This window comes from Nocardioides cavernae (assembly GCF_016907475.1).
GTDB lineage: Bacteria > Actinomycetota > Actinomycetes > Propionibacteriales > Nocardioidaceae > Nocardioides > Nocardioides cavernae.
Genome location: NZ_JAFBCA010000001.1, coordinates 4311007 through 4333004, shown reverse-complemented (window position 1 = coordinate 4333004; position 21998 = coordinate 4311007). Strand labels below are relative to the sequence as shown.

Here is a 21998-nt window from a genome sequence, read left to right as displayed (position 1 = left end):
TTCTAGCACCCCGTTTTCGTGAACGCGCACATCGACTGGACGATCTGGTTGGTGGTCCCCGTGACCTCGTCGGCCTGTCGGTCCAGCGACGCGAGCGAGCCCTCACCGTACGTCTGGACCATCAGTCGTGCCGAACCGACCCGGGTGACCTGGAAGACCGAGCTGCCGAGCCCGTCGGCGTACGTCAGGCCCATCGTCACCGTGTCGTAGCCGGTGTCGCGGGGCAGGACGGTCCACACCTGGTTGGCGGAGCGCCGGCAGTCGCGGGCGGCCCGACGGACCTCCGTCATGGCCTCCACCGCGGCGTCGGCGTCGGCGTGGACGACGAGCTCGCGCCCGTCGTAGTACTCCGGGCCGAGCACGAAGGAGTAGAGGTGGCGGGTGCTCGCCGCGTCGGCGTCGGGCCACACGTCGCGGCCGCACATCTCGACCGGGTCCATGCCCACGTCGTCCGTGGGAGGCGTGACGTCGTTGTCGCCGCCGTCCTCGGGCAGGCCGACGCCGAGCGGGAAGTCCGCCGGGATCTCTGCGGGCTCGGTGGGCTGGGGGGTCTCGGGTGTCCCGGTCGGGTCGGTCGTCGGGGTCGACGTCGGCGGCGCCGACGGTGTGGAGGACGGCGGCGACGAGGAGGGAGCCGACGGTGACGGCGTGGTGGGCGCCTCGGTCGGAGTCTCGGTCGGGGTCTCGGTCGGGGCCGGCGTGGACGTCGGGACCTCGCCGAACATCGCCAGTGCCTCGACCGTGCCGCGCAGCGGCCCGACGGTCGCGTCGACGGCGTCCCGGGCGCGCTCGCGGGTCCACTGCCCGTACGTCGACGTGACGAGGAGCGCGGCACCGACGGGCACGACGTGCACGATGGTCGCGCCCGTGCCCGGCTCGCCGTCGAAGCTGTAGGTCTGCAGGAGCGTGGTGGCCGGCCCGGGACCGAACGGCGAGGCCAGCACCTCGGTGCGCGTCTCCATGTCGCGGCTGGCGTCGGGCTCGGCGCAGTCGGCGACGAGGCCGGCCAGGCGGTCGGCGAGGCGGCGCGCGTCGTCGGGAGCCCCGAGGACCAGCAGCTCGCGGGTGTCGGCGGACTCGCCGCCGCTGTTGTCGGCCACCATCCGGTCACGGGTGCCCAGTCCGCGCAGCGGAGAAGTGCCGCACAGCTCGAGGTCACGCAGGCCGGTGCCGCTCCGGGAGGTCGGGACGGTGTCGGCAGGACCGCCCATGCCCGAGGACAGCGGGAAGTCGTCCGGGATCGCGGTGCCCGGGCTCGTCCCGTCGCTCGCTGACGCGACGGAGCCGTCCGAGGAGCCACCCGTCGTCGGCCCGTCCGCCGACTGGTCCCCGCACCCGGCGGCGAGCGCGAGGGTGCAGGCCAGCGCGGCGGTGACGAGCCGTGCGCGGTGCCTCATGACCGGTGAGACACCGTCAGGGGCGAAAAGGTTGCGTCAGCTCGAGGAATCCAGCGGTCCGAGCCGCTCGGCCACGCGCCGGGCGAGGGCGACGAAGTCGTCGCGCGACATCGTCATGGCGCGGTCGGGGGCGAAGCCGAGCTGGGAGACGGCGCCGCCGTCGCGCACGATCGCCATCAGGAACGGGAACGACTGGCTGTCGTTGATCTCGAAGGTCAGCGCCCACACGCTCAGGTCGCCCGACTTCGAGGACGCCGAGGCCAGCTGGGTCACGTTGGTGCCGAGGTTGGCCTGCCCGCACTGGCGGATGCGGTCGCGGACCTGGTCGACGAACGTGCCGGCCCGGCCCGGCTTCATCGCGCCGACGGTCTGGGTGAGGCCGAGCTGGTTGGCGTTCGGCGTCTCGGGGAAGAGGAAGGTGCGGGTCAGGGCCTTGCTGATGCCCTTGCCCTGGAAGGTCGTCCGGTCGCACCGGGTGGCTGCGTAGTTGTTGCGCGCCCGCTCGGGCTCCGTGCCGACCCAGGGGCCGCGAACGGCGGCGACCGGCGGTAGGTCGACCACCGAGAGCAGCCCCGGCGGCGTGCCGATCCCGAGCGGCGGGGTGGCGTTGTCCCGGGCGCGCCCGGCGCAGGCGCCGGCGCCCTCGGACCCGCACACGCCGTTGACGGCGGCGGCGAGCCCGGTCAGCACCGCCTTGTCGGGGACGGCGCGACCGCGGCTGCGCACGACCTGGGTGACCACGAGGCTGCCGGTGCGGGCCGTGCCGACGGTGAGGGTGGCCGGCTGCTTGCCCCAGGACCGCAGCCGGAAGACGCGTGCCTCGTCGCCGACGCGCTTCACCGTGCGGGTCGACATGAGCTGGGTGCGCGGGTCGATGCATCCGGCGAACCACAGCGACGCGGTCTCGAAGCCCTGCGCCGCCTGGCGCTCGTTGCGCGACATCTCGACCATCTGGACGGCGGTCGACCGTACGTCGGTGACCTCCCGCTTGCGCGTGCGCTGGCGGTCGCCCTTGCCGACCTTCGTCCGCTCCACGCGGGTCTCGGTGCCGTCCCAGGTGCGGGCGAGGGCGGTGACGCCGTCGGGGTCGGCGAACCGCTCGCGCTGGCACGGCGCCAGCAGGCCGTCGCCGTCGAGGTTGTCGGTGGTGGCGGTCTCGGTCCAGTCGAGCCCGGACCCGTAGCGCGTGAGCTGGTCCGGGGCGAGCAGCGAGTCGGCGCTGATCATCTCCGCGCCCGCGTCGTCGTCGACGGGTGCGTGCACCGTGACGCCGGGCGTGGCCTTCTCCTCGCTCAGGCTCGTGGGCTCGGCGCCGGCGCCGGTGGCGACCAGGGAGCCGGAGGCCAGGAGCGCGGCGGTTGCGAGGCCGGCCCCGATCACGGTGTGGGTACGGCGTCGCGCGGCGCCGGAGCGACGGATGACCGTGGCGCGGGGCCAGCGGATGTCCTCGAGCGGGCCGTTGAGCGCGTGGAGCAGCCGCGGGATGTCGGTGGTCGGGGCGTCGCGGTGCAGCGAGAACTGCGAGCTCGCCGTCTGGAGCTCGCGCTCGGCGTCGGCGCGGGGGAGGCCGACGGTGCGGGCCACCTCGCCGAGGGAGAGCGCGGAGATGCCGTTGAGGACGAGCAGCTCGCGCTGGCGCGCGGTGAGCTTGGACAGCGCGTCGAGGGTGCTGCGCACCTCGGGGTCGAGCGACTTGTCGCGGTGCCAGATCCGGGCGGTGTGCCGCCGGCGGGCGCGACCGAGGGCGAGGGGGCGGACGTAGCCGTCGCGGTCCTCGAGCTGCCCGACCTTGCGCCAGCGGTGCCAGGCCACGACGAAGGCGTCGCGGACGGCGGCCCGGGAGGCCGGCGCGTCTCCGGTGAGGGCGTACGCCTCGTGCAGGAGACGGGTGCGGGTCTCGACGTAGTAGGCGTCGAAGGTCTCGGGGCTCCTCATGACCGCTCCACGGTACGGGAGGGGGCCTTGCGGTGCACATCCCTGCCCACCGGGGCGTCGCGGTTGCGACGGGCGGCGTGGGAGCGACATCTGCTTCGAGGGGCAGGTGATGATGGGGCGGCCATGACGTCGCTCCTGACCCGACCCGACCACGCGCGGACCGAGGCTGTCCGGCCGCGCCCGCTCGTGCTGATCGCGACCCTCGGCGGTGCGCTCGCGGCGCTGGGCCCCCTCGTCGTGCTGCTGTCGATCGGCGTCATCGGCTGGTTCGCCTCCGACGCCGGCGTCCACGGCGCTCCCCGCGACGGCATGCGCGTGGGCGCCCTCGCCTGGCTGGCCGGCCACGGCTCCGGAGTCACCGTCCTGGGCGCGCGGGTCACGATCGTCCCGCTCGGGATCACGGCCATCGCGGCGTGGTCGGTGTGGCGGCTCGGGCACCGCGTCGGCGACTCGGTCTCCGGTCACGGCCCCGACGCCGACCGGATCTCCGACGGCGAGCGCGACTTCACCGTGCCCACCGCCGTCGCCCTGTTCTTCGCCTCGTACGCCGTCGTGGCCGTGGTGGTCGCGACCCTCGCCGCCGGCAGCACGGCCGACCCCTCCTTGCCGCGGGTGCTCGGCTGGACCGTGCTCCTGACGGCGTTCGTCGCCGCCCCGGCCATCGCGATCGGCTCGGGCCGCGCCGCGATCTGGGCGGCCTTCCTCCCGGCCTCCGTCCGGGCGGGCGCCGCCGTCGCCGGCTCCGTGCTCGCGCGGTTGCTGGCCGTCTCCGCCGTGCTCTTCCTCGTCTCCTTCGCCGTCTCCTTCGGCGAGGCCGCGACGATGACCTCGCGGCTGCACCTCAGCCCGTCGGAGGCCGGCCTCTACGCCCTCGTCAACGCCGCCTACGCCCCCAACGCCGCCCTGTTCGCCGGCTCGTGGCTCCTCGGGCCAGGGTTCGCCGTCGGTGGCGCGACCCTCGTGTCGCCGGGCGCGGTCGTGCTCGGCCCGCTGCCGGTCGTCCCGCTGTTCGCGGCGCTGCCGGCGGTCGGCACGCCTCCGGGCTGGATGGGCGGCCTCATGGTCCTCCCGCCTCTGGTCGCTGCCGTCTCGGCGCACCGCGTGCTCCGCGGCCGCCCCCTGACCTGGGACCGGATCGCGCTCGCCGGGTGCGGAGGCGGGCTGGCTGCCGGCGTCGGGTTCGCGCTGCTCGCCTCGCTGTCGGGTGGTGCCGCCGGACCGGGCCGCATGCGTTTCGTGGGTCCGTTCACCCGCGACGTCCTGGTCCACTCGGTCACCGCGTGCGGCATCGGAGCGCTCCTCGGCGCATCGGTGCTGGCCTTGTTCGCGTGGCGCACGGCCCGGTCCGTGGCGCCCGAGGAGGGCCCCGGTCCCGACACGCCCGCCGAGGACTGATCGGTGGGGGCTGGACACAGCCACGGCGAGCGCCCGTCCCTCGGGCCCGCGCCGCGGCAGATCAGGGTGCTGATGGCGGCGCTGGTGGCCCCGCTCGTGATCGCGACGCTCGTCGGGCTCGTCACGCTCTGGCCCGACGGCGACCTGGAGATCAGCGGTCCGGGGGTCGACGTCGAGCGCGGCGCGGCCGAGGTGCTGTCGGTCGGCCCGTGCCGCCAACAGGTGGAGGGGTGCCAGCTCGCCGAGGTCGAGCTGCTCAGCGGTCCCGGCGCCCCCGGTGAGGCGGAGGCACTGCTGCCCTACGGCTCGCAGGCACCCGAGGTGGTGGCGGGCGACCGCATCATCGTGTCGTTCACCGAGCAGGCGCCCGACGGCGAGCAGTACGCCTTCCAGGACTTCGACCGCGGGCCGCCCCTGCTCGTGCTGCTGATCCTGTTCGCCGTGGCCGTCCTCGCGCTGTCGCGCTGGCGCGGCATCGGCGCCCTCGCCAGCCTGGCGTACTCCCTGATCCTCATCGCGGGATTCACCTTGCCCGCGATCATGGAGGGTGCCTCGCCGCTCCTCGTCGCGGTGACGACCGCGGCCGCGATCATGCTGGTCACGCTCTACCTCTCGCACGGCTTCACCGTCCGCACGACGGTCGCGATGCTCGGGACCCTGGTGTCGCTCCTGGTGATCGGCGGCGTCGGGTGGGTGTTCACCGAGGTCGGCCAGTTCACCGGCCTCGTCGACGAGGGCAGCCAGTACATCTCCGGCATCGCCGCCCAGGTCGACCTCCGCGGGCTGCTGCTCGCCGGCCTGGTCATCGGTGCCCTCGGCGTGCTCGACGACGTCACCGTCACCCAGACGTGGGCGGTGTGGGAGCTCGCCGACGTCGACCCCGACGCCAGCACGCGCTCGCTCTTCACCCGCGCGATGCGCATCGGGCGCTCGCACGCCGCGTCCACCGTCAACACCCTCGTGCTGGCCTACGTCGGCGCCACGTTGCCGCTGATGCTCGTCTTCTCCGCGCTGTCACTGCCCTTCGGGGTCGCGGTCAGCCAGGAGGTGGTGGCGCAGGAGGTGGTCCGCGGGCTCGTCGGCGGGCTCGGGATCATCGCCGCGGTCCCGGTGACCACGGCGATCGCGGCGCTGGTCGTCGGCCGTCTCCTCCGCGAGCGGACGCAGGCGAGCGCACCCTCCCACCGCGCCTAGACTTCCGCGCGTGCACCAGCCCACCCGCCTCGTCGTCCTCGTCTCGGGATCCGGCACCAACCTGCAGGCCCTGCTCGACGCCTGCGCCGACCCGTCGTACGGCGCCCGGGTCGTCGCGGTCGGCGCCGACCGCGAGGACATCGAGGGCCTCGCGCGTGCTGAGCGCGCCGGGATCCCGACCTTCGTGCGCCAGGTGTCGGACTTCGAGACCCGCGAGGGCTGGGACGCCTCCCTGACCACCGTGGTGGAGCGCTTCGAGCCCGACCTCGTGGTCTCGGCCGGCTTCATGAAGCTGCTCTCGACCGAGTTCCTCGACCGGTTCCTCACCCTCAACACCCACCCGGCGCTGTGCCCGGCGTTCCCCGGCATGCACGGCCCGCGGGACGCCCTCGAGCACGGCGTCAAGGTCACCGGCGCGACCCTCTTCGTGGTCGACGCGGGCGTCGACACCGGCCCGATCGTCGCGCAGGTGCCCGTGGCGGTGGCCGAGGACGACGACGTCGCGTCGCTGCACGAGCGGATCAAGACCGCCGAGCGCGCGATGCTCGTGGACGCCGTGGGGCGGATCGCCCGCGAGGGGATCGCGGTGGAGGGCCGCCGGGTTCGCATCGGGACCTCCGCTCGGTAGTCTGGCGCCACACGACTGGCGCAGGTGGGCCACCACCAGGGAGTGACGCGCGAGAGCATCGAACGCCTGGGTGCCCTCGCACTCGTTCGCAACCGAGGAGTCCCGTGTCCCCGACCTCTGCTGACCGCATCGCCATCAAGCGCGCGCTCGTCTCCGTCTACGACAAGGCCGGGCTCGACGACCTGGTCCGCGGCCTGCACGCGGCCGGTGTCGAGCTCGTCTCCACCGGCGGGTCCGCCGCGCTCATCGAGTCGCTCGACCTGCCCGTCACCAAGGTGGAGGACCTCACCGGCTTCCCCGAGTGCCTCGACGGCCGCGTCAAGACGCTGCACCCGCGCGTGCACGCCGGGATCCTGGCCGACCGCCGCCTCGACTCCCACGAGGCGCAGCTCGAGGAGCTCGGCGTCGAGCCGTTCGACCTCGTGGTGAGCAACCTCTACCCCTTCACCCAGACCGTCGCCTCGGGCGCCGGTCCCGACGAGTGCGTCGAGCAGATCGACATCGGGGGGCCTTCGATGGTGCGCGCCGCGGCCAAGAACCACCCGAGCGTCGCCATCGTGACCTCGCCCGCGACGTACGACGCCGTGCTGGCCGCCGTCGCGGCCGGCGGGTTCACGCTCGCCGAGCGACAGCGCCTCGCCGCCGAGGCGTTCGTGCACACCGCGACGTACGACGTCCACGTCGCGTCGTGGATGGGCAACGTGCTCACCGACAGCAGCGAGGGGTCCGGCTTCCCGGCGTGGATGGGCGCCACGTGGACCAAGGAGGCGGTGCTGCGCTACGGCGAGAACCCGCACCAGTCCGCCGCGCTCTACAGCAACGGCTTCCAGCCCGAGGGCCCCGGTCTCGCCCAGGCGAGGCAGCACCACGGCAAGGAGATGTCCTACAACAACTACGTCGACGCCGACGCGGCCCGACGGGCGGCGTACGACTTCGACGAGCCGGCCGTGGCGATCATCAAGCACGCCAACCCGTGCGGCATCGCGGTCGGCGACGACGTGGCCGACGCGCACCGCAAGGCACACGAGTGCGACCCGGTCAGCGCCTTCGGCGGCGTGATCGCCACCAACGTCCCGGTCTCCGTCGCGATGGCCGAGCAGGTGGCCGAGATCTTCACCGAGGTCGTCGTCGCGCCGGGCTACGAGGACGGGGCGATCGAGGTCCTGCAGGCCAAGAAGAACATCCGCATCCTCGAGTGCCCGCCGCTCACCCGCGGTGGTGGCGAGGTCCGGTCGATCTCGGGCGGGCTGCTGCTGCAGGAGCGCGACGTCATCTCCGCCGAGGGCGACGACCCCTCCACCTGGACCCTCGCGACCGGGGAGGCCGCCTCCGACGAGGTGCTGGCCGACCTGGCGTTCGCGTGGCGTGCCTGCCGCGCCGTGAAGTCCAACGCGATCCTGCTCGCCGCGGGCCGCGCCTCCGTCGGCGTCGGCATGGGGCAGGTCAACCGCGTCGACTCCTGCCGCCTCGCCGTCGAGCGGGCGGGGGAGCGGGCCCCGTCCGCGGTCGCCGCCTCCGACGCGTTCTTCCCCTTCGCCGACGGGCCGCAGATCCTCATCGACGCCGGCGTGAAGGCCATCGTCCAGCCCGGCGGCTCGGTGCGCGACGCCGAGGTCGTCGCGGCCTGCGAGGCCGCCGGCGTGACGATGTACCTCACCGGCGCGCGGCACTTCTTTCACTAGGGGACGCGTCAGCGGACCCGCCAGTGAAAAGGTCGAGTGCACCCGCGACCGCCGAAGGAGGTCGCGACGGCGTGTACCGAGACACCATCGACACGAGCAGCAACAGACCCTGACAGGATGACCCGCGTGACCGCACAGACCCTCGACGGCGCAGCCACGCTGCGGACCATCAAGGCCGAGCTCGCCGAGCGCGTCGCGGCCCTTCGTGAGCGGGGCGTCGTCCCCGGCCTGGGCACCGTGCTCGTGGGCGACGACCCCGGCTCGCACTGGTACGTCGGTGCGAAGCACAAGGACTGCGCGGAGATCGGCATCACCTCGATCCGCCGCGACCTGCCCGCCACAGCCACCCAGGCCGAGGTGGAGGCCGTCATCGACGAGCTCAACGCCGACGACGCATGCACCGGTTTCATCGTCCAGCAGCCGACGGGGCTCGACGAGTTCGCGCTGCTCTCGCGCGTCGACCCCGACAAGGACGTCGACGGGCTGCACCCGGTCAACCTCGGCAAGCTCGTGCTGGGCGAGGCCGGACCGCTGCCCTGCACCCCGGTCGGCTCCATCGAGCTGCTGCGCCGTCACGGCGTCGAGATCGCCGGCTCCGAGGTCGTGGTCGTGGGTCGTGGCATCACCGTCGGCCGCCCGCTCGGGCTGCTGCTGACCCGCCGTTCCGAGAACGCCACGGTCACGCTGTGCCACACCGGCACCCGCGACCTCGCCGCGCACGTCCGCACCGCCGACATCGTCGTGGCGGCCGCCGGCGTGCCCGGCATCATCACCGCCGACATGGTCAAGCCCGGCGCGGCCGTGCTCGACGTCGGCGTCTCGCGCGTCGACGGCAAGGTCACCGGCGACGTGCACCCCGACGTGTGGGACGTGGCGGGGTGGGTCTCGCCCAACCCGAAGGGCGTCGGACCGATGACCCGCGCGATGCTGCTCACCAACATCGTCGAGATCGCCGAGAAGTCCGTCCGGTCCTGACATGGCCGAACCCGACCGCCCCGACCCGCCCGTCGAGCCCCCCGAGCCCCCCGAGTCGGTCCCCCCGGTCTCGGCGGAACCGCCGCCGGAGGACCCCGACGAGCCGCGCCGCTACCCCTCGACGATCGGGGGAGCGTTCTACCTGCTCGTCCTGGGCGTCGTCGCCGTGGCGATGGTCGTCGTGGCGCTCGACGAGTGGCGCAGCGGCGTCCGCCTGATGGGCGGGGCGCTGATCTTCGCCGCCGCCGTGCGGCTGGTCCTGCGCCGCCGCGACGCCGGCATGCTCGCCGTACGCCACAAGGTCCTCGACGCGGCCATCCTCATCGTGCTGGGCGGGTCGCTGATCTTCCTCGCGGGCTCCATCCCGGACCAGCCCGGCGGCTTCTAGGCGGGTCGGCGCATCCTGCCGCCGAAATCGCATCGAGTCGGCGCGTCCTGACGCGTGATTGCGTCAGGATGCGCCGACTCGACGGGCAGAGCGGGCCAGGACGCGCCGCCTCGGCTCAGATCAGGCCGAGCTCGGTGACAGCCGTGCGCTCGTCGGCGAGCTCGGCGGTCGAGGCGTCGATGCGGGCACGGGAGAAGTCGTCGATCTCCAGGCCCTCGACGATCGACCATTCGCCGCCCGACGTGGTGACCGGGAACGAGGAGATCAGGCCCTCGGGGACGCCGTACTCGCCGTTGGAGACGACGGCCATCGACACCCAGTCGTCCTGCGCCGAGCCGAACAGCCAGTCGCGGGCGGCGTCGATCGTGGCGGACGCGGCCGAGGCGGCCGAGGACGAGCCACGGGCGTCGATGATCGCGGCGCCGCGCTTGGCGACGGTCGGGATGAAGTCGTTCTCCAGCCAGGCCTGGTCGCCGACGAGCTCGGCGGCGTTCTGGCCCTTGACCTCGGCGTGGAAGAGGTCGGGGTACTGGGTGGCGGAGTGGTTGCCCCAGATCGTCATCTTGGTGATGTCGGTGACGGGCGCGCCGGTCTTGGCCGCGAGCTGGCTGATCGCGCGGTTGTGGTCGAGGCGGGTCAGCGCGGAGAAGCGCTCGCGCGGGATGTCGGGCGCGTTGGTCATCGCGATGAGGGCGTTGGTGTTGGCCGGGTTGCCGGTGACACCGATGCGCACGTCGTCGGCCGCGACCGCGTTGAGGGCCTTGCCCTGCGCGGTGAAGATCGCGCCGTTGGCCGAGAGCAGGTCGCCGCGCTCCATGCCGGGGCCGCGCGGACGCGCGCCGACGAGGAGGGCGAGGTTGACGCCGTCGAAGATCTTCTCGGCGTCCGAGCCGATCTGGACGCCGGCGAGGTTCGGGAACGCGCAGTCGTCGAGCTCCATGACGACGCCCTCGAGCGCCTTGAGGGCGGGCTCGATCTCGAGCAGTCGCAGCTCGATCGGGCGGTCCGCGGCCAGCGCGCCGCTGGCGAGGCGGAAGAGCAGGCTGTAGCCGATCTGGCCGGCGGCGCCGGTGACGGCGACCTTGAGGGGTTCGGAGGTCACGGTGGTACTCCTCGTGAGGTGTGCGGGAGGCGGGACGTCTGTCCGGCTGACGCTAGCAGCGCCGGATCCGCCGCCGGCCTCTGGTCTACGGCTGGCATGCTGGCGCCCATGACGAGGGGGCTCCGAGGCGTACGCCGTCCGCGGACGGCGGCTGCGCTGGCAGCCGGACTCGTCGTCGGTCTCACCGGGTGCGCAGGCATCGGCCAGCCCGCGCCCTACGACTCGCCCGGCATCAACGGCCTCGTCATCCCGACGCCGACGCCGACGCCCGCCGACTTCGTCGAGGGCGTCGACAACCCCTGGCTCTCTCTCGCGCCGGGGGCGCGCTGGACGTACGACGTCGCCGAGGACGCCGGCACGCGCGGTCGCATCGACGTCGACGTGCTGGACGACACGGTGCCGGTCGCGGGTCTGGAGGCCACGGCCGTGCAGACCACGACGGACCTCGGCGACGGCACGACGAGCGTCGCGACCCGGCTCTACGCGCAGGACGATGCCGGCAACGTCTGGCTGGTCGGCTCGGACACCGACGACGCGTCCTGGCGGGCAGGGGAGGACGGTGCGGAGGCCGGGCTCGCGATGCCCGCCGACCCGCGTCTCGGCGACGGCTGGCTGTCGTACGACGTCCCCGGCCTGCCGCGCGCGAGCGCGACCATCGAGGACCAGTCCAGCGAGCTGGTGCAGCTGCGCAACGAGGCCGACACCACGACCCGCACGGTGTACGAGAAGGGTGTCGGCCTCGTGGGGCTCGAGGACCTCGACGCCGGCTGGACCGCCGAGCTGGTCGAGGGCTAGCCGGTCAGTCGGGTCTCAGTCGGGGCTCAGTCGGGGCGGCGGACCTGGGTGCGGCCGTCGTCGTCGCCGTCGGGGTTGCCCCAGTGGCCGGGCTGTCCCGGCTGACCGGGCTGCTGTGCCGGCTGCTGCGGCGCGCCCCACTGCCCGGGCGGACCGGGCTGGGGCTGAGCGGGCTGGGCCGGCTGCTGCGGGGCCGGCTGACCCCACTGACCGGGCTGCTGCTGCGGTGCGCCGTAGGCCGGGTCGGGCTGCTGCTGCGGCTGCTGGTAGGGGTCGGGCTGGCCCCACTGCTGCTGCGGGGGAGCGCCCCACGCGGCGCCGGGCTGACCCCAGCTGGCCGGCTGACCCTGGTTCCACTGGGCCTCGTAGTTGCCCGGCACGAACTGGTCCTTCCGGCCGCCGCCGAAGTTGAGGCCCGAGCCGGCCACCGGCGCGGCGCCGTGGCCGAAGAGGACTGGGTAGGTGAGCCCGGCGATCGCGGCGCCGAGGAACGGCGCGAGCACGAAGAGCCACAGCTGGACGATCGCGTCGGTGCCGGCGAAGACGCCGACGCCGATCGAGCGGGCCGGGTTGACAGAGGTGCCGGTCAGCGGGATCGCGAGGAGGTGGAACATCGCGAGCGACAGGCCGATCGCGAGCGGGCCGAGCGCGACGTTGACCTCGTTGCGCGCGTCGGTGACGGAGAGGATGACCCATACGAAGACCGCGGTCATCAGCAGCTCGAGCAGCAGGGCGGCCCACCAGGCGAAGCCGGATCCCTGGTCGCCGAAGAAGTTCTGGCCCATGTTGCCCTCGGCGACGAAGCCCTCGAAGCCGTGGCCGAGGCCGAAGAGCACGGCGCCGGCGAGCAGGGCGCCGAGCAGCTGCGCGGCCATGTAGATGCCGACCTGGCTCCACGGCAGGCGCCCGCTGAGGACGGCGCCGAGCGTCACGGCGGGGTTGAAGTGACCGCCGGAGATGCGACCCACGGCGTAGGCCATCACCAGCACGGTGAGTCCGAAGGCCAGGGCCGTCGCGACGAGGTCGCCGCCGCTGTAGACGGCAGCGCCGCAGCCGAAGAAGACGAGCACGAAGGTGCCCAGAACCTCTGCGGTGAACTTCTGCCCGGTGGTCGGTGTGTCTTCGACGGTGTCGCTCATCGCGAGTCCCTCCAGAGTCAAGGTGGCCGTACCCCTCGTAGGCCACGCGAAGCCTAGCGGCATCCTGCGCCATGCCTAGCGGCATGACAGGAGGGGTGCGAGGGTGGGCGAGTCGCCACCCGTCACCGGCGTCAGGTATCTTGACGTCAAGAGTTATGCCCGGATCAGATCGCGATCTACAGGAGCTGTCGTACCCATGGCCAAGATCATCTACACCCACACCGACGAGGCGCCGCTGCTCGCGACGTACTCGTTCCTGCCGATCATCGCCGCCTACGCGAAGACCGCCGGTGTGGACGTCGAGACCCGTGACATCTCGCTGGCCGGCCGCGTGATCGCCCAGTTCCCGGACCGCCTCACCGACGACCAACGCCTCGACGACGCGCTGGCCGAGCTCGGCGAGCTGGCGACCCGGCCCGAGGCCAACATCATCAAGCTCCCCAACATCTCCGCCTCGATCCCGCAGCTCAAGGCGACCATCGCCGAGCTGCAGTCGCAGGGCTACGACCTGCCCGACTACCCCGAGAACCCGCAGACCGACGACGAGCGCGAGACCCGCGCCCGCTACGACAAGGTCAAGGGCTCCGCGGTCAACCCGGTGCTGCGCGAGGGCAACTCCGACCGCCGCGCGCCCGCCTCGGTCAAGAACTACGCGAAGACCCACCCCCACTCGATGGGCGCGTGGAGCAGCGAGTCCAGGACCTCGGTGGCGACGATGGGCCACGACGACTTCCGCAGCAACGAGAAGTCCGTGGTCCTCCCCTCCGACGACACCCTCTCGATCGTCCACGTCGGCAAGGACGACGCCGAGACGGTCCTCAAGGAGGGCCTGAAGGTCCTCGAGGGCGAGGTTGTCGACGCGACCTTCATGAGCGCGGCCCACCTCGACGAGTTCCTCGAGCAGCAGGTGGCGAAGGCCAAGGCCGACGGCGTACTGTTCTCCGCCCACCTCAAGGCCACCATGATGAAGGTCTCCGACCCGATCATCTTCGGCCACGTCGTGCGCGCCTACTTCGCCGACGTCTTCGCCCAGTACGGCGAGCAGCTCGCCGCGGCCGGTCTGTCCGCCAACGACGGCCTCGGAGCGATCCTCTCGGGCCTCGACAAGGTCGAGGGCGGCGCGGAGATCAAGGCCGCCTTCGAGAAGGGCCTGGCCGACGGGCCGTCGCTCGCGATGGTCGACTCCGACCGCGGCATCACCAACCTGCACGTCCCGTCCGACGTCATCATCGACGCCTCGATGCCGGCGATGATCCGCACGTCGGGCCAGATGTGGAACGCCGACGGCGAGCAGCAGGACACCCTCGCCGTCATCCCGGACTCCTCCTACGCCGGCGTCTACCAGGCGGCGATCGACGACTGCCGCACCAACGGCGCGCTCGACCCCTCCACGATGGGCTCCGTGCCCAACGTCGGCCTGATGGCCAAGGCGGCCGAGGAGTACGGCTCCCACGACAAGACCTTCGAGATCCCCGCCGCGGGCAAGGTCGAGGTCCGCAACGCCGCCGGCGACGTGCTGATGTCCCACGACGTCGAGGCCGGTGACATCTGGCGCGCCTGCCAGACCAAGGACGCCTCGATCCGCGACTGGGTCAAGCTCGCCGTCACCCGGGCCCGCGCCAGCGAGACGCCGGCGATCTTCTGGCTCGACGAGACGCGCGCGCACGACGCCAACCTCATCGCGCTCGTGACCGAGTACCTGAAGGAGCACGACACCGACGGCCTGGAGATCCAGGTGATGGCGCCGGCCGAGGCGACGACGTACTCCCTCGAGCGGATCCGCCGCGGCGAGGACACCATCTCGGTGACCGGCAACGTGCTGCGCGACTACAACACCGACCTGTTCCCGATCCTCGAGCTCGGCACCAGCGCCAAGATGCTCTCGATCGTCCCGCTGATGAACGGCGGCGGCCTCTTCGAGACCGGCGCCGGCGGCTCGGCGCCCAAGCACGTGCAGCAGCTGGTCAAGGAGGACTACCTCCGCTGGGACAGCCTCGGTGAGTTCTTCGCCCTGGCCGCCTCGCTCGAGCACCTCGCCGGCTACGACGACAACGCGCGCGCCCGGATCCTGGGCGACACGCTCGACAAGGCCACCGAGACGTTCCTCAACGAGGACCGCTCGCCGGGGCGCAAGCTCGGCACGATCGACAACCGCGGCTCGCACTTCTACCTCGCCCTCTACTGGGCCGAGGAGCTCGCGAAGCAGACCGAGGACGCCGACCTCGCCGCCGCGTTCGCCTCGCTCGCGAGCACCCTGCGCGACAACGAGAAGGTGATCGTCGACGAGCTGCTCGCCGTGCAGGGCAAGCCGGCCGACGTCGGCGGCTACTTCCGCCCCGACGCCGAGAAGGCTGCCGCGGTGATGCGGCCGTCCGCCACGTTCAACGAGGCCATCGCCTCGCTGGGCTGAGCGCGACCTACGTCACTGACAGGCCCCCGGGGGAATAACCCTCCGGGGGCCTTGTCTTGCGCCAGGTGATGACGACGACTGCCGAGACCTCCGCCCTGCCCGCCGACCCCTCGGCGGCCGACCTCGACGTCCCGTCGGTGACCGCCCGCCACTTCGGACTGGCGGTGCTCGCCCTCGCGATGGGCGGCTTCGCCATCGGCACCACGGAGTTCGTCACGATGGGGCTGCTGCCGCAGATCTCGAGCGGTGTCGACGTCTCGATCCCGACCGGTGGCCACGTCATCTCGGCGTACGCCGTCGGGGTGGTCGTCGGCGCGCCGGTGCTGGCCTTCCTCGGCGCCCGCCTCCCGCGGCGCGGCCTCCTGGTGGCCCTGATGGCGGCCTTCGCCGTCGGCAACGGCCTGAGCGCGCTCGCGACGTCCTACGAGCAGCTGATGGTGGCCCGCTTCGCCGCCGGGCTGCCGCACGGCGCCTACTTCGGTGTCGCCTCCCTCGTGGCGGCGAGCATGGCCCGGCCCTCGCGCAAGGGCCGCGCGGTGTCCCTGGTGATGCTCGGGCTGTCGGTCGCCAACGTGATCGGCGTACCCGCCGCCACGGTGCTCGGCCAGGAGCTGGGCTGGCGCGCGGCCTACTGGGCCGCCGGCGGCCTGGCCGTGGTCACCCTCGCCCTCGTCGTGTGGTTCGTGCCGTCGTGCCCCGGCGACCCCGGGGCGAGCGGTCGCCGCGAGCTGTCGGCCTTCCGGGTGCCGCAGGTGTGGCTGACCCTCCTGGCCGGCGCGGTGGGCTTCGGCGGCATGTTCGCCGTCTACTCCTACATCGCGCCCGTCGTGACCGACGTGGCCGGCCTGGGGGAGCGGTCGGTCGCGGTGTTCCTGCTGGCCTTCGGCCTCGGCATGGTCGCCGGCACCGGGCTCGCCGGGATCATGGCCGACTGGTCGATCTTCCGCTCGCTCATCATCGGCGGCGTCGGCATGGCCGCCACGATGCTGGCCTTCTGGGTCGCCGCCCCACACGGCTGGGCCGCCCTGCCCGTCGTCTTCCTCATCACGACGCTCGGCTCGGTGCTGGTCGTCAACCTCCAGCTGCGGCTGATGGACGTGGCCGGCGACGCCCAGACCCTCGGCGCCGCGATGAACCACGCCTCGCTCAACATCGCCAACGCCCTCGGCGCGTGGCTCGGCGGGCTCGTCATCGCCGCCGGCTGGGGACTCCGCGCCCCGGCCCTCGTCGGACTCGGCCTCTCCATCGCCGGCGTGGCCATCCTGCTGCTCTCGGCAGCGCTCCACGTACGCCAGCGGGACGCCGTACCCGCCTGATCCGGGCCTGATCTGCGCTGCCTTGCGCGAAGAACCGTGCACGCCTTTTCCGCTGATGTTGCGTGGTGTTAACACGGGCGGAACTGTTGCGTAGCCCAGGCTTGTAACGATCCAATCCATGGAGGGGCGGGTCAGCCGCCACAGGATCTCCGGATGGGGGAGTCATGGACGAGGACAAGATCGCACGCCAGATGGAGCGCCGCCGCCAGCTGGCTGACCGCAACGTGGGTGCGGTGGTCGAGCTGCTGAGGCGACGCGAGGAGCTGAAGGGCATCTACCCCGCGGCCGACCTGGTCGCGGAGAACGTCGGCTGGGCCGTGTGACGCGGCCGGCCTGAGCCTCAGAGCGACCAGCAGTTGCCGATCTGCGGCAGGCCGGCGAAGCGGGCCTCGAAGAACGGCAGCGCCTCGGCCAGGTGCGGCACCATGCCGCCGACGTGGAGCGGCGCGACGTTGGTCGAGAAACGGACGTTCGCCCCGGCGGAGCACCACGACCGCGCCATCGCCCGGCCGACGCCGTAGGGGATGGTGTCGTCGAGTGCGGAGTGGGTGACCAGCACCGGCACCCTCGGCCTGATGGTGCCGATGCGCTGCGACTCGATGATCGAGGCGAACGGCTCCAGCTTCATCAGCTCCGACATCGGCCGGCCGTCCGCGCTCAGCGTCGAGGACCGCACGAAGGCGTTGTCGAGCAGGTCGAAGACACAGTCCTGCTCGACACCGTCCATCGCCGCGCGGCCGGCGGCGTTGAGGTAGGGCGTCAGGTCGACGTCGTGGCTGGCTGCCAGCCCGCGCAGGGCGAAGAAGGCGAACGCCGAGAACAGCCCGCCGTCGAGGTTGGTGGCCACCTTGGCGAGGTCGGCCGGCACTGCGCCGACCACCGCGCCGCGGACCCGGAGGTCGGGGGCGTAGGTGGGGGCGAGCTCGACGGCGGACGCGGCCGCGCCGCCGCCCTGGGAGTAGCCCATCAGGCCGACGGGGCTGGTGCTGCTGAGCCCGGTGCCGGACAGGCGCTGCGCGGCGCGTACGACGTCGAGCGTGGCGCGACCCTGCGAGACCCGGTCCATGTAGGTGTGGATGCCGGCGGTGCCGAGGCCCTCGTAGTCGGGCATCGCCACCGCGTAGCCGCGCAGCAGCAGGCCCTCGATGCCGATGCCCTCGTACTCGATGCCCTCCGAGAACTGGCGCGACGGGGCGCACCGGTCGGCCATGCCCTGCGTGCCCGGCGCGTAGCCGATGACCGGTCGCGAGCCGACGCCGACCCACGGGGAGCTGGGCACCAGGACGGTGCCCGAGACGGCGATGGCCGTGCCGCGGCGGTTGGTGGTCGTGTAGAGCACCCGCTGGGCGTTGCGGACCAGGCTCGTCGCGTCGAGCGGGTCGAGCAGGAACGACATCCGCTCGCTGCGGATGACCGCGCCGTTGCCGCTGGGCAGGGTCGCGGGGGCCTCGTAGAACGCCGGCCGGGGCGGCTCGTCGACGACGGCGTACGCCGGCGTCGTACCAAGCACGGCGCCGATCGTGACGGTGAGCAGGACGGTGAGCAGGACGGTGAGCGGGGCGACGAGCGAGGCGCTCGCGCGGCGGAGCGCGGTGACGTGCATGGCGGTTCCCTCCTGGGCCGGACCCGGACCGGCCGATGAGGGGAACCTACTGGTGAGTCACATCGCTCGTCAGTGTGACCTGCGTCACGCCGTCAGGCGCAATCGTCAGGCCCAGTCGTCAGGCCCAGCCGTAGACCATGCCCATCGCCGCTCTGACCTCGTCGAGGGTCGCCTCGGCGACCTCGTTGGCCCGGGCGTTGCCGCGGCGGAGGACCTCGTCGAGGTAGCCGGGGTCGGCCTCCAGCTCGGTGCGACGGGCGCGGAGCGGGGCGAGCTCGGTGTTGATGGCGTCGGTGAGGCGGCCCTTGAGCGCGCCGCCACCGCCGTCGCCGATCTCCTCGGCGACCGCAACCGGGTCGACGCCTTCGCACAACCCGATGAGGGTGAGCAGGTTGGCGACCTCGGGCCGGGCGTCGGGGTCGTAGGTGATGACCCGGTCGCTGTCGGTCTTGGCGCCCTTGAGCTTCTTGGCGGTCTCGTCGGCGGTCATCCGCAGCTCGACCACGTTGCCCTTGGACTTGCTCATCTTGGTGCCGTCGGTGCCGAGGATCAGCGGCGCCTCGGACAGCAGCGCACCCGGCTCCGGGAACACGGGGGCGTACCTGTCGTTGAAGCGGCGCGCGACGACTCGGGTCTGCTCGAGGTGGGGGAGCTGGTCGCGACCGACGGGCACGACGTTGGCCTTGCAGAACAGGATGTCCGCGGCCTGGTGGACGGGATAGGTGAGCAGCAGCCCGCCGATCGAGGTGATGCCTGCAGACTTGGCCTCGTCCTTGACGGTGGGGTTGCGCTGCAGCTCGGCCACGCTGACCAGGCTGAGGAACGGCAGCATCAGCTGGTTGAGCGCGGGCACCGAGGAGTGCGTGAAGATCGTCGCCTTCTCGGGGTCGAGGCCCGCGGCGATGTTGTCGACCAGCAGGTTGCGCACGTTGCCGGCGATGTCGCCGGCGACCTCGCGGTCGGTGATCACCTGGTAGTCCGCGATCAGCTGCCAGATCTCGGCGCCGCTGTCCTGGAGGCGGAGGCGGTTGCGGATCGAGCCGAAGTAGTGGCCGATGTGCAACGCCCCGGTCGGACGGTCCCCGGTCAGCATGCGCAGCGAGGCCGGGTCCTTCGCCATCTGCTCCTCAATGGCGTCGCTGCGAGCCTGTGCGGCGCGGAAGGTGTCACTCACGCGGTCGATCCTTTCACGGGGGCGATCGGCGTCGCGATCGGGTTCTGTAGGGTTTCGGAGGTGCCCACCATCGGAGTAGCGATCGCGATTCCCGAGCCCTGGGCGAGCGAGCTCCAGGACTACCGGACGAGCGTCGGCGACACGACGGCGACGCAGATCCCCACGCACATCACGCTGGTCCCGCCGACCGAGGTGCCCGAACCCGACCTCCAGGCCGTGCGCGCGCACCTGACCCAGGCCGCGTCCGCCGTCCCGCGGTTCGACATCCACCTGCGCGGCACCGGCACGTTCCGTCCGGTCTCGCCGGTCGTGTTCGTCACCCTGGCCGAGGGGATCTCCGGCTGCGAGGTGCTCGCGGGCGCCGTACGGCAAGGGCCGCTCGAGGTCGAGCTGCACTACCCGTACCACCCGCACGTCACCATCGCCCACCACCTCGACGACGAGACGCTCGACCGGGCGTTCGCGGAGCTCGCCGAGTTCGAGTGCCGCTTCGCCGCGGACGCGTTCAGCCTCTACGTCCACGACGCCGACGCCGGCTGGCGGGCCACCGACCACTTCGCGCTGGGCTGAGCGGGTGCCCGTCCTCGACAGCGCCAAGCAGCGCGTCTCCGATGTCCGCGAGCGGCGTCCGGTCGTCGACCACCTCGCGCGCGCCCTCGAGCACTATGGACAGGTCAACGGCAGCGCCCTCGCCGCAGCGGTGACCTACTTCGCCTTCCTGTCGTTCTTCCCGATCCTCGCGCTCGCCTTCGCGATCTTCGGCCAGGTGACCAAGGTCTACGAGGACGCCGAGGACACGCTGGTCGACGCGGCGAACTCCGTCCTCCCGGGCCTGGTCGGCGGCGAGAGCGGCGTCCCGCTCGCGACCCTGCAGGCCGCGGCTCCGGGGATCTTCAGCGTCGGCATCCTGCTCACCCTCTATGCCGGTCTGGGATGGCTGTCCGGCATGCGCACTGCGCTGATGGCGATCTTCGAGGAGCCCGAGCGCGAGAAGCCGAACTTCGCGGTCGGCAAGCTGCGCGACGTCCTCGCGCTGATGGCGCTCGGCTCGATCCTGGTGGCGAGCGTGGCAGTGTCCGGCGTCGTAACCAAGCTGCTCACCCCGATCACGGAGTCGCTCGACCTGGGCGCGGTGGCGGAGGGCTTCTTCTGGGTGCTGGCCCTGTGCCTGGGCCTGGCAGCCAACACGTTGCTCTTCTTCGCCTTCTTCCGTCTGCTCGCACAGCCGAACACCCCCAGCCGGTCGCTGTGGTCCGGATCGTTCCTGGGGGCCGTCGTGTTCGAGGTCCTCAAGCAGCTCTCCACGTTCCTGCTCAAGGCGACGGCCAACTCCGACGCGTTCCAGGCCTTCGGCATCGCGCTGATCCTGATGGTCTGGATCAACTACACCTCCCGCGTCGTCGTCCTCGCCGCCGCCTGGGCCCACACCTCGCCCGAGGCCCGCGCCATCCGCGACGCGAACCGGGTCGCCGACCAGATGCCCGAGGGACCCCGCATCGACCTCGCCGCGGCAGCGCCCGGCGTACGCTCCGCCTCTCCTGCTTCCGACGCGACCTCCCCGAAGGCCGCCTTCGCCGCCGGCGCCGCCGCGATGCTCGGGCTCGTCGCCCTCCTCCGCCGCCGGAGCTGAGCGGCCCGCCGAGCGGTGCGTGAGCCACATTCCGTCGACGTCGAATGTGGCTCCGACACCGCCCGCCGGCGTGTCGCGCGTGTCGGTCGCCCGGGGCGGTGGCCCAGCCACAATCGCGGCTGCCGGAATGTGGGTGGGGCACCGCCCGGCACAGGATCGCTGCGAGTCGGAGGGGTGCACCCCTGGCCACGAGGTGTCCACAGCAGGTGCCCATGACGGCGTTTCCACAGGACGTACGACGGCCTCGGGCGCGGGCGGGCCGGTGTGTGGCGCCATGGCGTCATGCATGACGTCGCCCCTGAGCTCCTGCACGGTCCGTTCACACGCGAGTACGCCCTGGCGCTGGGCGTGCCTGCCCGCGTGCTCGAGGGCGTTCAGTTCATACGACTGCATCAGGGCGTCTACGTGCATCGGAGCCGCGACATGACGTGGGCCGACCACGTGGAGGCGGCGCGTCTTGCGCTGCCTCCATCGGCGCGTACGACGGGCGCGACCCGACTGCGACAGGCAGGCTTCGACGCGGGAGAGCGGTGGCCGCTCCACTTCGTCGTCCAGGGCGACCTGCACCTGACGCTCGATGGCGTGTTCCTGCACCGAACTGTCAAGACGCCGCCATGTGATGACCACGCTGTCACCATCGAGGCGGCATTCGTCGCCTTCTGTGCTGAGGCGCGATTGCTCGACGCCATCACGGTGGGTTCGGTCCTGCTCAACCGGGGGGCGCTCGACCTCGGCCTCCTCGAGGAGATCCTGAGCGAGGAGAGGTGGCGGCACGGCGTGCCCGAGACGGCGTACGCCCTTCCGCACCTCGAGGGGCGCTGCCGGTCCATGCCGGAGGCCGAGCTATTCGCGTACGTCGTGTTCGCGGAGCTGCCGGTGCCTGAGGTCAACCGACGGCTCGAGGTCGTCGAAGGCGTCGAGCTCACGCCGGATCTCTGGTTCGAGGACTACGGGCTCGTGGTCGAGTACGAAGGCAGCCAGCACCAGAATGATCGCGGGCAGTACAACGCCGACATCGACCGCTATGCGCTCTACCGCCGCCACGACGTGCCCTACGAGCAGGTCACCAAGGAGCGGATGCGGTCACCCAAGGCCACGGTCCGGCTGGTCCACGCGGCGCTCGTGGCGGAGGGCTACGTCGGGCCGCCGCCGGCGTTCGGGGCGCAGTGGGCTTCACTCTTCGAGCCGCTCGCCCATCTCGTGCGCCGGCCCCGCGCGGCGTGAGCCGCAGAAGC

Annotated in this window: 19 protein-coding genes and 1 riboswitch; of the genes, 13 read left to right on the top strand and 6 right to left on the bottom strand. The window is 72.3% G+C overall.

Annotated elements, in window-relative coordinates:
* Positions 1-2: 2 nt before the first annotated feature.
* Together JOD65_RS20445 and JOD65_RS20440 are read right to left on the bottom strand one after the other, a co-directional pair.
* Complete coding sequence (locus JOD65_RS20445; RefSeq protein WP_191194788.1) at positions 3-1397, bottom strand: hypothetical protein; 1395 nt, start codon at positions 1395-1397, stop codon at positions 3-5.
* Between the two features lie 36 nt (positions 1398-1433).
* Positions 1434-3332, bottom strand: coding sequence for a SigE family RNA polymerase sigma factor (locus JOD65_RS20440; RefSeq protein ID WP_191194789.1), 1899 nt, complete (start codon positions 3330-3332; stop codon positions 1434-1436).
* A 123-nt stretch (positions 3333-3455) separates the two neighbouring features.
* Here JOD65_RS20440 and JOD65_RS20435 point away from each other — a divergent pair, with 123 nt between their 5' ends.
* The 6 genes from JOD65_RS20435 (at position 3456) to JOD65_RS20410 (ending at position 9594) form a co-directional block, all read left to right on the top strand.
* Positions 3456-4727 carry a cell division protein PerM gene (locus JOD65_RS20435; RefSeq protein WP_191194790.1) on the top strand — a complete coding sequence of 424 codons (1272 nt, stop codon included), beginning with the start codon at positions 3456-3458 and terminating at the stop codon, positions 4725-4727.
* Between the two features lie 3 nt (positions 4728-4730).
* Entirely contained in the window at positions 4731-5921 is a 1191-nt protein-coding gene (locus JOD65_RS20430; RefSeq protein ID WP_191194791.1) for a YibE/F family protein, read from the top strand.
* A gap of 10 nt (positions 5922-5931) precedes the next feature.
* Positions 5932-6549, top strand: a complete 618-nt coding sequence (gene purN, locus JOD65_RS20425) for a phosphoribosylglycinamide formyltransferase (RefSeq protein ID WP_191194792.1) — start codon at positions 5932-5934, stop codon at positions 6547-6549.
* Position 6550: 1 nt separating this feature from the next.
* Positions 6551-6628: riboswitch (ZMP/ZTP riboswitch) on the top strand.
* 25 nt (positions 6629-6653) lie between these two features.
* Positions 6654-8231, top strand: a complete 1578-nt coding sequence (gene purH, locus JOD65_RS20420; RefSeq protein WP_191194793.1) for a bifunctional phosphoribosylaminoimidazolecarboxamide formyltransferase/IMP cyclohydrolase — start codon at positions 6654-6656, stop codon at positions 8229-8231.
* A 126-nt stretch (positions 8232-8357) separates the two neighbouring features.
* The gene (locus JOD65_RS20415; RefSeq protein WP_191194794.1) at positions 8358-9206 is read left to right on the top strand and encodes a bifunctional methylenetetrahydrofolate dehydrogenase/methenyltetrahydrofolate cyclohydrolase; all 849 of its coding nucleotides are present in this window, start codon (positions 8358-8360) and stop codon (positions 9204-9206) included.
* 1 nt (position 9207) lies between these two features.
* On the top strand, positions 9208-9594 hold the full coding sequence (locus tag JOD65_RS20410) for a DUF3017 domain-containing protein (RefSeq protein ID WP_191194795.1): 387 nt from the start codon (positions 9208-9210) through the stop codon (positions 9592-9594).
* A 115-nt stretch (positions 9595-9709) separates the two neighbouring features.
* On the opposite strand, the gene JOD65_RS20405 is transcribed toward JOD65_RS20410, so the two are convergent.
* Positions 9710-10696, bottom strand: coding sequence for a malate dehydrogenase (locus JOD65_RS20405; RefSeq protein WP_191194796.1), 987 nt, complete (start codon positions 10694-10696; stop codon positions 9710-9712).
* Positions 10697-10804: 108 nt separating this feature from the next.
* Between JOD65_RS20405 and JOD65_RS20400 the strand changes: the two genes are divergently transcribed.
* A complete protein-coding gene (locus JOD65_RS20400) occupies positions 10805-11491 on the top strand; it encodes a hypothetical protein (RefSeq protein WP_191194797.1) in 687 nt (228 codons plus the stop codon).
* Between the two features lie 26 nt (positions 11492-11517).
* Here the strand turns inward: JOD65_RS20400 and JOD65_RS20395 are convergent, their stop codons facing one another.
* Entirely contained in the window at positions 11518-12630 is a 1113-nt protein-coding gene (locus JOD65_RS20395) for an aquaporin (protein WP_191194798.1), read from the bottom strand.
* Positions 12631-12826: 196 nt separating this feature from the next.
* Here JOD65_RS20395 and JOD65_RS20390 point away from each other — a divergent pair, with 196 nt between their 5' ends.
* The 3 genes from JOD65_RS20390 to JOD65_RS20380 all read left to right on the top strand — a co-directional run bounded on the left by JOD65_RS20390 (position 12827) and on the right by JOD65_RS20380 (position 16679).
* Positions 12827-15040, top strand: coding sequence for an NADP-dependent isocitrate dehydrogenase (locus JOD65_RS20390; protein ID WP_191194799.1), 2214 nt, complete (start codon positions 12827-12829; stop codon positions 15038-15040).
* A 68-nt stretch (positions 15041-15108) separates the two neighbouring features.
* On the top strand, positions 15109-16356 hold the full coding sequence (locus tag JOD65_RS20385; protein ID WP_191194800.1) for an MFS transporter: 1248 nt from the start codon (positions 15109-15111) through the stop codon (positions 16354-16356).
* Between the two features lie 164 nt (positions 16357-16520).
* Positions 16521-16679, top strand: coding sequence for a hypothetical protein (locus JOD65_RS20380; RefSeq protein WP_191194801.1), 159 nt, complete (start codon positions 16521-16523; stop codon positions 16677-16679).
* 17 nt (positions 16680-16696) lie between these two features.
* Here JOD65_RS20380 and JOD65_RS20375 read toward each other — a convergent pair whose 3' ends face one another.
* Positions 16697-17959: a lipase family protein gene (locus JOD65_RS20375; RefSeq protein ID WP_191194802.1), complete on the bottom strand. Its 1263-nt coding sequence runs from the start codon at positions 17957-17959 to the stop codon at positions 16697-16699.
* Between the two features lie 118 nt (positions 17960-18077).
* Complete coding sequence (gene trpS, locus JOD65_RS20370; protein ID WP_372440158.1) at positions 18078-19142, bottom strand: tryptophan--tRNA ligase; 1065 nt, start codon at positions 19140-19142, stop codon at positions 18078-18080.
* Positions 19143-19193: 51 nt separating this feature from the next.
* Between trpS and JOD65_RS20365 the strand changes: the two genes are divergently transcribed.
* The 3 genes from JOD65_RS20365 (at position 19194) to JOD65_RS20355 (ending at position 21987) form a co-directional block, all read left to right on the top strand.
* Positions 19194-19703, top strand: coding sequence for a 2'-5' RNA ligase family protein (locus tag JOD65_RS20365; protein WP_191194803.1), 510 nt, complete (start codon positions 19194-19196; stop codon positions 19701-19703).
* A gap of 4 nt (positions 19704-19707) precedes the next feature.
* Positions 19708-20763 (top strand): YihY/virulence factor BrkB family protein, encoded by a 1056-nt coding sequence (locus JOD65_RS20360; RefSeq protein WP_191194804.1) that lies wholly within the window; start codon positions 19708-19710, stop codon positions 20761-20763.
* Positions 20764-21045: 282 nt separating this feature from the next.
* The gene (locus JOD65_RS20355; RefSeq protein ID WP_191194805.1) at positions 21046-21987 is read left to right on the top strand and encodes a hypothetical protein; all 942 of its coding nucleotides are present in this window, start codon (positions 21046-21048) and stop codon (positions 21985-21987) included.
* Positions 21988-21998 lie beyond the last annotated feature (11 nt).

What these genes read in the sequence shown, in the direction of transcription:
- JOD65_RS20445 (WP_191194788.1), bottom strand. Translation starts at nt 1,397, where the DNA reads ATGAGGCACCGCGCACGGCTCGTCACCGCCGCGCTGGCCTGCACCCTC.
- JOD65_RS20440 (WP_191194789.1), bottom strand. Translation starts at nt 3,332, where the DNA reads ATGAGGAGCCCCGAGACCTTCGACGCCTACTACGTCGAGACCCGCACC.
- JOD65_RS20435 (WP_191194790.1), top strand. Translation starts at nt 3,456, where the DNA reads ATGACGTCGCTCCTGACCCGACCCGACCACGCGCGGACCGAGGCTGTC.
- JOD65_RS20410 (WP_191194795.1), top strand. Translation starts at nt 9,208, where the DNA reads ATGGCCGAACCCGACCGCCCCGACCCGCCCGTCGAGCCCCCCGAGCCC.
- JOD65_RS20400 (WP_191194797.1), top strand. Translation starts at nt 10,805, where the DNA reads ATGACGAGGGGGCTCCGAGGCGTACGCCGTCCGCGGACGGCGGCTGCG.
- JOD65_RS20395 (WP_191194798.1), bottom strand. Translation starts at nt 12,630, where the DNA reads ATGAGCGACACCGTCGAAGACACACCGACCACCGGGCAGAAGTTCACC.
- JOD65_RS20390 (WP_191194799.1), top strand. Translation starts at nt 12,827, where the DNA reads ATGGCCAAGATCATCTACACCCACACCGACGAGGCGCCGCTGCTCGCG.
- JOD65_RS20385 (WP_191194800.1), top strand. Translation starts at nt 15,109, where the DNA reads ATGACGACGACTGCCGAGACCTCCGCCCTGCCCGCCGACCCCTCGGCG.
- JOD65_RS20380 (WP_191194801.1), top strand. Translation starts at nt 16,521, where the DNA reads ATGGACGAGGACAAGATCGCACGCCAGATGGAGCGCCGCCGCCAGCTG.
- JOD65_RS20375 (WP_191194802.1), bottom strand. Translation starts at nt 17,959, where the DNA reads ATGCACGTCACCGCGCTCCGCCGCGCGAGCGCCTCGCTCGTCGCCCCG.
- JOD65_RS20355 (WP_191194805.1), top strand. Translation starts at nt 21,046, where the DNA reads ATGCATGACGTCGCCCCTGAGCTCCTGCACGGTCCGTTCACACGCGAG.